The organism is Moorena sp. SIO3I6 (assembly GCF_010672095.1).
Window position 1 is genome coordinate 1 of the sequence record NZ_JAAHHU010000164.1, and the last position, 11,974, is coordinate 11,974.

Annotated in this window: 11 protein-coding genes and 1 pseudogene; 3 read left to right on the forward strand and 9 right to left on the reverse strand. The window is 42.0% G+C overall.

Annotated features, from left to right (window positions below):
• On the forward strand, positions 1-226 hold a 226-nt coding region (locus tag F6K49_RS29090; RefSeq protein WP_293102216.1), incomplete at its 5' end, for a LuxR C-terminal-related transcriptional regulator.
• A gap of 611 nt (positions 227-837) precedes the next feature.
• Here the strand turns inward: F6K49_RS29090 and F6K49_RS29095 are convergent.
• From F6K49_RS29095 to F6K49_RS29105, 3 genes and pseudogenes are all read right to left on the reverse strand, one after another.
• The gene (locus F6K49_RS29095) at positions 838-1,050 is read right to left on the reverse strand and encodes a helix-turn-helix transcriptional regulator (RefSeq protein WP_070391614.1); all 213 of its coding nucleotides are present in this window, start codon (positions 1,048-1,050) and stop codon (positions 838-840) included.
• A 529-nt stretch (positions 1,051-1,579) separates the two neighbouring features.
• A pseudogene (locus F6K49_RS29100) lies at positions 1,580-1,918 on the reverse strand (IS4 family transposase); the annotation flags it as partial.
• Between the two features lie 115 nt (positions 1,919-2,033).
• A complete protein-coding gene (locus F6K49_RS29105) occupies positions 2,034-2,270 on the reverse strand; it encodes a hypothetical protein (RefSeq protein ID WP_293102218.1) in 237 nt (78 codons plus the stop codon).
• A 195-nt stretch (positions 2,271-2,465) separates the two neighbouring features.
• Between F6K49_RS29105 and F6K49_RS29110 the strand changes: the two genes are divergently transcribed.
• Positions 2,466-2,597, forward strand: coding sequence for a hypothetical protein (locus F6K49_RS29110; protein ID WP_293102220.1), 132 nt, complete (start codon positions 2,466-2,468; stop codon positions 2,595-2,597).
• Between the two features lie 176 nt (positions 2,598-2,773).
• Here F6K49_RS29110 and F6K49_RS29115 read toward each other — a convergent pair whose 3' ends face one another.
• From F6K49_RS29115 to F6K49_RS29130, 4 genes are all read right to left on the reverse strand, one after another.
• Positions 2,774-4,069 carry a calcium-binding protein gene (locus F6K49_RS29115; RefSeq protein WP_293102222.1) on the reverse strand — a complete coding sequence of 432 codons (1,296 nt, stop codon included), beginning with the start codon at positions 4,067-4,069 and terminating at the stop codon, positions 2,774-2,776.
• A gap of 675 nt (positions 4,070-4,744) precedes the next feature.
• A complete protein-coding gene (locus F6K49_RS29120; RefSeq protein WP_293084600.1) occupies positions 4,745-4,876 on the reverse strand; it encodes a hypothetical protein in 132 nt (43 codons plus the stop codon).
• Positions 4,877-5,053: 177 nt separating this feature from the next.
• Positions 5,054-6,265 carry a calcium-binding protein gene (locus tag F6K49_RS29125; RefSeq protein WP_293102224.1) on the reverse strand — a complete coding sequence of 404 codons (1,212 nt, stop codon included), beginning with the start codon at positions 6,263-6,265 and terminating at the stop codon, positions 5,054-5,056.
• Positions 6,266-7,225: 960 nt separating this feature from the next.
• Positions 7,226-8,593, reverse strand: coding sequence for a calcium-binding protein (locus tag F6K49_RS29130; protein ID WP_293102226.1), 1,368 nt, complete (start codon positions 8,591-8,593; stop codon positions 7,226-7,228).
• 854 nt (positions 8,594-9,447) lie between these two features.
• On the opposite strand from F6K49_RS29130, the gene F6K49_RS29135 reads away from it, so the two are divergent.
• The gene (locus tag F6K49_RS29135; protein ID WP_293102228.1) at positions 9,448-10,812 is read left to right on the forward strand and encodes an ATP-binding protein; all 1,365 of its coding nucleotides are present in this window, start codon (positions 9,448-9,450) and stop codon (positions 10,810-10,812) included.
• Here the strand turns inward: F6K49_RS29135 and F6K49_RS29140 are convergent.
• Both F6K49_RS29140 and F6K49_RS29145 read right to left on the reverse strand, forming a co-directional pair.
• Positions 10,788-10,964: a hypothetical protein gene (locus tag F6K49_RS29140; protein WP_293102230.1), complete on the reverse strand. Its 177-nt coding sequence runs from the start codon at positions 10,962-10,964 to the stop codon at positions 10,788-10,790. The genes F6K49_RS29135 and F6K49_RS29140 overlap by 25 nt on opposite strands.
• Before the next feature lie 282 nt (positions 10,965-11,246).
• Entirely contained in the window at positions 11,247-11,924 is a 678-nt protein-coding gene (locus F6K49_RS29145) for an ester cyclase (RefSeq protein ID WP_293045905.1), read from the reverse strand.
• Between the last annotated feature and the right edge of the window lie 50 nt (positions 11,925-11,974).

The following is an 11,974-nucleotide window of genomic DNA, read 5'->3' on the forward strand; positions in this document are numbered from 1 at the left end:
CCTCGAAGACCAACGTCAATCCATTCATAGTATAGCCCTAGCTGAAGTTCATAAATATGGCTTAACTGCCCGTGAGGCAGAAGTCTGGTTACTGCGTCGAGTCAATTACTCCTACAAAGAGATTGCTGCGGAACTGTTTGTTACCCTCAATACCGTGAAGAAGCACATGAAAAACATTCGTGCCAAGCAGCAAATGGCGATGATGATGGAAGAAATGGCTGCTTAGGCGCATAATTAGCCATTTGGAAGACAGATATTCAATGCCCTACACAGGGCATTTTTTTGTATAGCGCGATCGCGTAGCGTGGCCAACGGCCAATCGCGCTATAGGGTTTCCAAATGAGATGTAAACCTAATCAGGTATTTTTTCATTGTCAAATAACACTCCGAATCTCTTTACCATCTTGCCTTTTGCCTCTTTTATGCAAGCCAATTCCTGCAATACGTCTGTTTACAAATCATATAAAAACACGCTTATTCCGGTTGTCATACTAATCGGTTAAACAAAATTGTTTCCCGATTCCCGATTCCCTACTCCCTACTCCCTACTCCCTACTCCCTACTCCCTACTCCCTACTCCCGATTCCCTACTCCCTACTCCCTACTCCCTACTCCCTATTCCCTAAAGATTTTGCCCCAAAAAATTTTTTCTGATTTTTTTGCGAAAAGTTTGGTTCACAGGCGCTGTAACAAGTAGCCAATAAAATGGCAAGGTGGTGACACCGATAATCCTCTCCTGTTTTAGTTTTTTGATTAACTGTTGGGACACTGTCCCAGGTTAATAGGAAAGCATTACGCCCCATATGGGGCGTTTTTTTTTTGCTAGATCCCAACCGTTCAATCAGTTACCCACTTTGCCAATTCATCTAGGGTAACTTTCAGCAGGTCACACAATACCTTGAGCTGATTGGGGTACAGTTTGGGGATATGCCTGCCCGCTTCCCAATTTTGCACCGTGGTAACAGTTACGCCCAATTCATGAGCGATTTCCCGCTGGGTGATATTTAGGGATTCTCGTCTTTTTTTAAGGTTTTCCCCTAAATTAGTCATTACTGTCCTATTTAAAAGTTAACATAATTAAGTTTACTGAGTTATAGGTTCCCCCTAATCTCACTAGAGATTCTGAGGGGGCGACGAAATGAGCTAAAACGCAGATTCTATAAGCGACCTAGCCCTTAAACCGCGTTGATAATACTTTCGTTGTCTTGATGCAGTCGCTCATGGGGGAAACCACGGCAGTCGCTCATGGGGGAAACCCCGATGAGCGACTGCATCAAGAAGCGGGATAACTTTTGACAATATTATTTGTTGTTCTGTTAGATTACTACTCCCTAACTTTGGCAACAAAGTAAAATATACTGGAAACGCCCTGTCTTGATGCAATAGCGAGTGGTTTGTTCGCGTTCGCCTTTGGCGTGGCCTACGGCCAAGCGCGCCTTTGGCGATAGTTACCGTAAGACAGGCTCGCCTTAATCAATAAGTTAAAACCCATGCATCTGCATAGCCTACCAACCATAAAGGCTCAACGTAATCAGGTTTCGTCTCCGGGGGGAACCCCCTGTTCCCTTGCTGCATCGCTTTTATCCCAAATGAGGCTAACCATGAATAAATTAATGCGACCCCAACTTGTTCGATCTATTGCTATATAAATTAGTTTCTCCGAGGTAAAGTATGTTTTCAAAACTTCTTCAACTATTGGAAACCAAACTTTTTCAATGATGAGATTTGGCAGCGATAAAAATCTTTGTATTATTTTTATTTTGCTTTCAAATTTAATGGGGAAAGGTAGAGCATTTGCTAACTTTTATAAACTGACTTTATTGAGTAATTGTAAAAGATTAATCAGGATTTTTTAAAAAATATAATCGGCTAGACTTAATTGACTTTTTAGGTGGTTTTGGTAGAATGTTGGTAACATTGCGGTGCGACCCAAGGGCGATTTACTCGCCCATTGGAAAGCGCACCGTTGCAATACGTAGGTCTTGTTGCAAATTTAGAGACCTACTTTTTTTTACCACAAAATGCTACTAGCTTTACATACCAAGCATTTCAGCCTGTTTCGTCGCCCCTTCAGCTAGACAACAAAAAACGCCTAAATAAAAATCTTGATACCTTTGTTCAACCTCATAGCGCCATTGGTCTACTTGACTGGGGGTGATTATAGAGTCATGAGGGAGAAAATTATCTTTATAAAACCATAAACTAGGAGGGTAATAGGAAAAAGGTCTTCCCTTTTTCCGGCGTTTTTTATTTTTACTGCGCTTGTTCATGATCTTTCTGTTTATAGTAAGGGAACGTGAACAATATAGAAACAAAAATTACCCCCAGTTACGACTTTTGTCAATAACTGGGGGTAGGGAGTGAATCAGATCAGTGAATCAGGCAATTGGTGAAAACGCGATGTTCCTTCGGAACATCGCATTCCCCAAATCCCCTGTCCCACTCAGGTTTATGTAGGGTGGGCAGTGAACCAGACCGATTCACCAAGAAGCGCGATCGCATTACTTGACACTGCCCACCAATCGATTAATCACAGTAGATGTAGGGTGGGCAGTGAACCAGACCGATTCACCAAGAAGCGCGATCGCATTACTTGACACTGCCCACCAACCCGGTTAATCACAGTAGATGTAGGGTGGGCAGTGAACCAAACCGATTCATCAAGTCATAGCATTTGTAGCCACTGCCCACCAACGGATTAATAAAGAGGAAAAACAGGAAACAAACCAGATCAAGGAGACTTTAACTGGTCAGTTATTTCTCCCATGGTGAACTAGCCAACAAAGATCAGATCGTCTTGCTCATAGCCACCAGCAACTATAGCAATAACATCAAGGCCCGAAGTAGAATTGATAGCAATAAAGTTGTCTTCAAAGGTATAGTTGATGCCTGACTTGAGTTGAATTTCATCCGTACCAGATTGGAAATCCGTAATTACAGCGTAATCATTTAAACCAAATAATCCTTGGCCAACATAGTAAGCATTGTTCTCATCTCCAATCACAAATGTATCAGCACCAGCTCCTCCGGTTAAGATATCAATTTCATTAACACCTGGATTGTTACTGGTGGGATCGACACCTACGATAGTATCATCACCAAAGCCACCTCGAAGAGAGTCGTTACCTAAGCCACCTCGAAGAGAGTCGTTACCTAAGCCCCCAGACAGAGAGTCATTACCTGAGCCCCCAAACAAAGTGTCTTTACCTGAGCCACCGAGAAGGGAGTCGTTACCTAAGCCCCCAACCAGAGAGTCGTTACCTGAGCCCCCAGACAGAGTATCATTACCTGAGCCACCAAACAGACGATCCTTACCTGAGTTCCCAAACAGACAATCGTCACCTGGGCCACCGATAAGAATGTCGTTACCTAAGCCGCCAGATAGAAAGTCGTTACCTGAGCCGCCAAACATAAAGTCGTTACCTGAGCCACCATACAGACAATCGTTACCTGAGCCACCGAGAAGAAAGTCGTTACCTGAGCCCCCAAACAGAACGTCGTTACCTGACCCGCCGATAAGAATATCGTTACCTGAGTTCCCAAACAGAACGTCATGGCCACCGAATCCCCAAATGGTGTCATTTCCGCCAAGTCCCAGGATTAAATCGTTTTTGTCAGTACCCTCAATCTCCTCACCGAGACCAGTACCAATCTTCACGTGAAAAATCTTTGGGATTTTAGTTTTCGGCGATAATGTTTGTAAGGCTAACTCATCGGGAACTAACTGTTGTATTTGCTTCAAACTTAACGGAGTCAGTTTACCAGCAGACGTAGGTTGGGGGATACTAACTACTGTATTCTGGATAGATTTTGGCAGTGACTTGATTGAATCTAGTTCTGATTTGGGAATTAGGTCGGATAATTTCTGAGTTTTAGTTACTTCGGATAATGTCTGAGTTTTAGTTACCAGCGTAGCCATGGTGAATTTACTCTTGTTTTTGGATGTACCTAACGTTGCGATCGCAGCACCTAGACCATACCTAATGGTCATCAGCAGTTGATTACTCGGACTTTGACAAAATCTTAGACTCCAAACTGCCTCCCCTTTGGCCGACTGCATCCCTTTCATGAATCTTTAGGAAATTTATCTTTTCTCCTTGCCTAGAAAGGTTTGCAGCATTAGTAGTCCCTGATGGGGGAGATCCAAAGGAGCCCAAAAATGTCAAATTCCCATTAAGACCATTAAGGGTTCTTGGCTACGATCACCCCAGGGTAAACGCATCTTATTTTGGAATGCCTACTGGATCTGGAATTCATAGGATAAGTATTTATCCTGATGAATTTTGAAATCTTTGATGAGTAAGGATTCTAGAATTTAGATGGGTTTGTCCTGTGAATAATTCGTTTACTTTAGAACTAAAATTTGCACACTCCACCTATCTATAATCCTGGAGATTATTTGTGATTAACTCTATAGGCTCCGATTTGAAGTTACCCATACCTATAATCGAGTTTTGGGATAACCCAAAACCCTAGGGAGTGTTAAGCACCGTGTTTATTCTGGAAACCACAAACTAGGCAAGTAAGGGCACCTTGAATAACGCCAAAACAGCTATCTTACCGATGGGGGCAGAATTCCACTTGCCACCCATTTATATTTTTTCGTTCTCTAGATAGAATAGTAATTCATTTACTGCATAAAATCAAGTCCTATAAAGGATTAATTATCAAATTTTAATTAAGGATAAATTGTGAAGGATGAGATATGAATTATAGATGAATTATGAAGGATAAATTATGAATTTCATGTAGATAAATTATGAATTTCATGTAGGGTGGGCAGTGAACCAGACCGATTCACCAACCTGGCGATCGCATTCCCCAAATCCCCTGTCCCACTGAAGTTTATGTAGGGTGGGCAGTGAACCAGACCCATTCACCAAGCCGCGCGTACGCGAAGCGGTTCCTTACTGGCAGTGCCAGACGCTGCGCGAACGGAACATCGCATTGCTTGACACTGCCCACCAACGGATTAAGAGAGAGAACAGAGAACTAACCAGATCAAGGAGATTTTAACTGGTCAGTTATTTCCGCCACCGTGTACTAGTCGTTATTAAAAGATCAGATCCGCTGAGTTATAGCCACCAGCAACTATAGCAATAACGTCAAGACCCGAAGTAGAATTGATAGCAATAAAGCTGCCTAAAAAGGTATAGTCGTTGATTTGTCCATGGAGTTGAATTTTATCCGTACCAGATTGGAAATCCGTAATTACAGCGAAATCATTCGAACCCAAAAATCCTCCTCCACCGACATAGTAAGGATTGCTGCTATCTCCAAGCTCAAATATATCAGCACCAGCTCCTCCGGTTAAGATATCAATTTCATTAACACCTGGATTGCTACTGGTGGGAGCTACACCTACGATAGTATCATCACCATCGCCACCAGATAGAGAGTCGTTACCTAAGCCACCTCGAAGAGAGTCGTTACCTGAGTCCCCAGACAGAGAATCGTTACCTAAGCCCCCAAACAGAGAGTCGTTACCAGAGCCCCCAGACAGAGAGTCGTTACCAGAGCCCCCAAACAGAGAGTCATTACCTGATTCGCCAAACAGAGAGTCGTTACCTGAGTCGCCAGACAGAAAATCGTTACCTGAGCCCCCAAACAGAAAATCGTTACCTGAGCCGCCGATAATAGTGTCATTTCCCTCTTGACCAAAGAGAAGGTCATTGCCACCGAGTCCTATAATGATGTCATTGCCCTCAAGTCCCAGGATTAAATCGTCGTTGGCAGTACCCAATAAAAAGTCAGGATTAGGAGTACCAAGAATCAACTGGAAAAGCTGTGAGCTTTTATTTTGCAACAATGATGTTGGTAACTCTGCCTGACCGGGTAACGTTGGTATCTGGAAAAACGTGAACGGAATCCGTAGAAGAGAAGGATTAGATAACTGGGGGCTAGGAACTTCCTGATTCTGGATAGATTGTGATAGTGAGTTGATTAACTTTGGTATCTGGGAAAACGTGAACGGAATCCGTAGAAGAGAAGGATTAGATAACTGGGGGCTAGGAACTTCCTGATTCTGGATAGATTGTGGTAGTGAGTTGATTAACTTTAGTTCTGATGCTGGAATGTTGGATAAGCTATTAATTGTATCTATTAACGTAGCCATGGTGAATTTACTCCTGTTTTTGGATGTACCTAACGTTGCGATCGCAGCACCTAGACCATACCTAATGGTCATCAGCAGTTGATTACTCGGACTTTGACAAAATCTTAGACTCCAAACTGCCTCCCCTTTGGCCGACTGCATCCCTTTCATGAATCTTTAGGAAATTTATCTTTTCTCCTTGCCTAGAAAGGTTTGCAGCATTAGTAGTCCCTGATGGGGGAGATCCAAAGGAGCCCAAAAATGTCAAATTCCCATTAAGACCATTAAGGGTTCTTGGCTACGATCACCCCAGGGTAAACGCATCTTATTTTGGAATGCCTACTGGATCTGGAATTCATAGGATAAGTATTTATCCTGATGAATTTTGAAATCTTTGATGAGTAAGGATTCTAGAATTTAGATGGGTTTGTCCTGTGAATAATTCGTTTACTTTAGAACTAAAATTTGCACACTCCACCTATCTATAATCCTGGAGATTATTTGTGATTAACTCTATAGGCTCCGATTTGAAGTTACCCATACCTATAATCGAGTTTTGGGATAACCCAAAACCCTAGGGAGTGTTAAGCACCGTGTTTATTCTGGAAACCACAAACTAGGCAAGTAAGGGCACCTTGAATAACGCCAAAACAGCTATGTTATCGATAGGGGCAGAATTCCACTTGCCACCCATTTATATTTTTTCGTTCTCTAGATAGAATAGTAATTTATTTACTGCATAAAATCAAGTCCTATAAAGGATTAATTATCAAATCTTAATTAAGGATAAATTGTGAAGGATGAGATATGAATTATAGATGAATTATGAAGGATAAATTATGAATTTCATGTAGATAAATTATGAATTTCATGTAGGGTGGGCAGTGAACCAGACCCATTCACCAAGAAGCGCGTACGCGAAGCGGTTCCTTACTGGCAGTGCCAGACGCTGCGCGAACGGAACATCGCATTGCTTGGCACTGCCCACCAACCGGATTAAGTCTGTAGGGTGGGCAGTGAACCAGACCCATTCACCAAGCCGCGCGTTCGCGAAGCGGTTCCTTACTGGCAGTGCCAGACGCTGCGCGAACGGAACATCGCATTACTTGACACTGCCCACCAAACTAATCGTTAGACAAAGATCAGATCCCCTTGGTTATAGCCACCAGACACAATCGCAACAATGTCAAAGCCGAAACTAGGCGCGATCTGAACAGAGTCGAAACTATCCTCTATGGTGAGCTGAGATTGAACACCTAAACTCTTACCTCCAGCAATATCCTGAGCAATCTGTTCAGCTGAAGCAAGACTTTTATCAGAAGAAGAGAAGCCGTTATTGACAGCGATAAAGTTTGATGCAAAGGTATAGTTGAGCCCTGACTTGAGTTGGATTTTATCCGTACCGGATTGGAAATCCTTAAGTAGAGCGTAATCATTCAGACCCAAAAATCCTCCTCCACCGACATAGTAAGGATTATTGCTATCTCCAATCACAAATTTATCAGCACCAGCTCCTCCGGTTAAGACATCAATTTCATTAACACCTGGCTGTTTACTGTTGGGATCGACACCTACGATGGTATCATTACCACCGGCACCAGTAATCTCGTCACTTCCGGCACCACCAGTAAGTTGATTACTGTTGTTATCACCAATAATGGTATCGTTGCGACCAGCACCTTTGACATTGACAAAGTTTTCGACAGTGCGATTAAGAACCGGACCATTAACAACATTAATCTGTAAACTGTTCTGTTGCAGATTTACATTCACAGAGGCACCACTACCAGCAGAAGAGGCATCTATTGTATTAGCTTGACCGGCATCCCCAATAATCGTCTCCACTCGGATCAGCTCATCCTGACCAAGACCACTTTTGTTAACGATTCCCGTGGGTAAAAGAGTAATGGCTCGACCCAGACCAGTGTAATCGACGGTATCGTTACCTTCCTCTCCATTCAGGACATCATTACCACTACTGCCAATGAAATGGTTTTTGCCAGTTCCCCCGAATAGGGAGTCATTACCAGAGCCACCATCCAAGATATCATTACCTGAGCCGCCAAACACAAAGTCGTTACCTGAGCCGCCAGACACAAAGTCATTACCTGAGCCAGCGAGAACAATGTCATTTCCCCCTTCACCAAACACAAGGTCATTGCCACCGAGTGCTACAATAATGTCATTTCCGCCACGTCCTAGGATTAAATCGTTGTTGTTACTACCCACTAAAAAGTCAGGATTGGGAGTACCAATAATAAAGTTAAAAGGTCCTGAGATTATAGATTTCGACGATAAGCTTTGTAAGCCTGAATCATTAGGAACTAACTGTTGTATCTGGGTCAAATTTAACTGAGTCGGTGTACCAGCAGACTTAGATAAATCGGGGCTAGGAACTACCTGATCCTGAATAGATTGTGGCAGTGACTTGATTAAATCTAGTTCTGATTCTGGAATTAAGTTGGATAATTTCTGAGTTTCAGTTACTAAGTTAGCCATGGTTAATTCACTCTTTTTTTTGGTATGAATCCACCCTAGCGATCGCACCAGCTATAAAATACCTAATGGTGATTAGTAGTTGATTAGGTTTTAGGATTAGGTCAAGGAGTATAGCCTTAGCAAAGGGAACAGGGAACAGGGAACAGGGAATAGGGAATAGGTAAGAGCGAATCTGGTAACAGGAAAAAAATAGGTGTATGTAGCTAATTACTATGAAAATCGCTATAGTTATTAATTAATTATTAATAATTAATGTTACTTGTGACTTGTTACTTGGCAGCACCAGATCGACAAAAAAAATAGTACCCATAACGGGTACTGTCAAATTTTATCAAATAAAGTAAACTAGAGTTATGATTCAATCGGTTATCGGGGGTGCTTAGTTTAGTAATTAAATTAAAATCAATCTAAATTAAACCGAATTTACCTGGTAATTACCGATATCAAATGCTAAAATTTACTTAGCTTTAAAAAAACCACAATTTAGCCTTACAAATTTAGGGGGTGCATCTCATTTTTGCTGTTTGAGCTAGTGGTGCGTTACGGGACGGACTTTCCCAACACTGGCTACCGATAAAATGAGGGGGAGCCCGTCCCTAACGCACCCTACCCAACTTTTTTACAAATATGAGATGCACCCAATTTAGGGATAGTAATCAGGGTAATTTGCTTACGTATAGATGTAACAAAAACTGATTTTTTTAAAAATAATTAAAACAGCATAATTATCAGCATCGGGGACATCTACGTTTTGCAAATATATCTAGTAAACGCTCCCAATAGCTACATTATTGACTAAGTTATTGATTAGTTAATAGGTGCTGATTCGGTGCTCTTGATTAGGATTCCCTACTATGAACTCTAATACCAATCGATTTGAAGATGAACTGTTTATCAAAGCAGCCAAACTGTGGAATTTAGAAAAGTTGTATACAGAACTGGCTCAGAAAAAAACCGTTGCTACAAATAGGGAAATCAAATTGACCCCAGTGGAAAAAGCATGCTTAAGAGGTTTGCTGTGCGGCTATCCTCCCAAAAAAATTGCTGCTGCTCTCCATTGGAGTTGTGGGTCACTTAGCGTTCAACTAACTAAAGGTTTGTATCGGTATGTAGAAACCTTAACTAATCGGACATCCAACACTCTCAAAAGTTGGAGAGATATCTCTATATGGCTCGAAGCCGCTGGATACAAAACTCCTCAACAGTGCCAAGATTGGGGTGAAGCACCACAAATTTCTGCATTCTATGGACGCACTAGGGAACTGAACACTCTCAAGCAATGGATTAATCTCAAGCGAAGCCAATTGGTAGCAATACTTGGGATAGTAGGCGTTGGCAAAACATCGTTAGCTGCTAAGCTAGCACGAGAGATGCAGGAGGAGTTTGATTATATTATTTGGCGATCGCTATCCTCTGCCCAACCCCTGAAGCAACTGCTGACACAACTGATTCCATTCCTGTCTCACCACCAGTCATCGGAGTTACCAGAAGACATCAACCTGCTGATGTCTCACTTTCTAGAGTGTTTACGAGAGCATCGCTGTTTAGTAATACTCGATGATACTGAACAGATTTTAAGCCGTGGCACTTTAGTTGGACAGTATCAAGCCGGATATGAGGATTATGGTCAACTTTTTAGAAGAGTAGCACAAGAAAGACACCAAAGTTGTTTGCTCTTAATCAGTTGGGAACCACCGCTACAAATGGAGTTACTTGAGAAAAAAAACTATTCCACTCGTTCATTAACCCTAAACGGTTTACCAACAGAAGATGCTCGGAAACTATTAGCAGCTAATGGTTTGTCTGAACAAGAGCAAGAAATGGAACTCATTAAACGTTATCGAGGCAATCCCTTAGGATTAAAGCTGGCTGTGACAACGATTAAAGACTTTTTTTTTGGTAGTGTATCGGAATTTTTTAGTTGGGAGGAAATGATTGTTCCTGAGCCAATGAGAGCAATGTTAATCGAGCAATTGAATCGGTTAGATGAGTCAGAGAAGAAGGTGATCGCCTATCTAGCTAGAAATCCTACTCCCATTTCTATTAAACAATTGCGCGATAGTATTACCTTAGACTATAATTCACGACTTATTTCAGTTTTACAGTCCTTGGAAAGGCGTTCACTAATAGAAAAAAATTCCCACATTAATCGAACATTTTTTACCATAATTCCTGTAATTAGGACGGTGATTAATCAGCATGAAGGTTGTTTGCCGTAGGGGTTCGGTGTAGGGTAGGTTTGATGTTGAAGGTTTAAGGTTGAAGGTTTGATGTTGAAGGTTTGATGTTGAAGGTTTGATGTTGAAGGTTTGATGTTGAAGGTTTGATGTTGAAGGTTTAATGTTGAAGGTTTAATGTTGACTTTAAACAAAAAACCTTCAACTTTAAACGACTATAGCGTTTCTCGTAGCTATGAGGTACACATTATTTTTTACCTCTTCCCTCACTTCCCCTCCTGGGAGGGGTTAGGGGTGGGTTACTCTTACCTGCTCCCTGCTCCGAAGTCCCTGCTCCCTAAAAACCAGAAATTTGTACCTCACAAGTCGTAGAATTGCTATAGCATTTGGTAAGCATATGCGCTACTTGAGGTGCTACTTGAGGTGCCGTCAGCTGACAGCTGACAGCTGATAGCTGACGGCTGATAGCTGATAGCTTACGAATTATTTGAATTTTGAGAGTGGAAGGGACAGCCTGATGTTAATTGCTTGAGAAACAAACTATTATCAAAGAAATGCTCCAAGGAGACAATCTTCAAGTCTTCAGTAACCCGAGCAATACTGATGCCAAACACTTCTATGGTTTCTCCTGTGGGTTCATGACCTTTAAAGGAACCGCTAAACGTGCCCCAATGCCGCCACTTAAAGGTGACATTAGGAGGTCCGGAAAGTATTTCCATCAGTTCCCATAAAAAGCCATTGGGAAAAGCGTTATGGAAAATTTCTATGGATGATTCAAAGGTTTCCTCTGTGGAGCGATAGTGTTCGGTATCTCCAAGAAATACGTTGTATGTGCCGATATCAGCAACAGTCTGGGCATTGTATTCTGGTCCACCGTTAGTCGTCATCCGAAACTGGTCGGCAACAATAGACAACCACTGCTCAGGATTAGCCTTATAAGAGGCTTCCATCTCGAAGGTTCTAACTAAGTTTTGAGCGATCGCTTCCAAAGACCCCTCTGGATGATTGAATTTACTACCTTTCTTAAGAAATTCATTAGTTTCGGCATAATCAGGGCGTTTGCCCTCTCGCCATTCAACCCCAGCATCATTGGCGATAACTGTATCTCTTTCTTGTACCCAAACAGGCAATCCTGTGGACTGACTATTACTCATTGAAGTGTCTCAGTTCAATTGATTAGAATTCCTCAACAATTTTGCTAAAT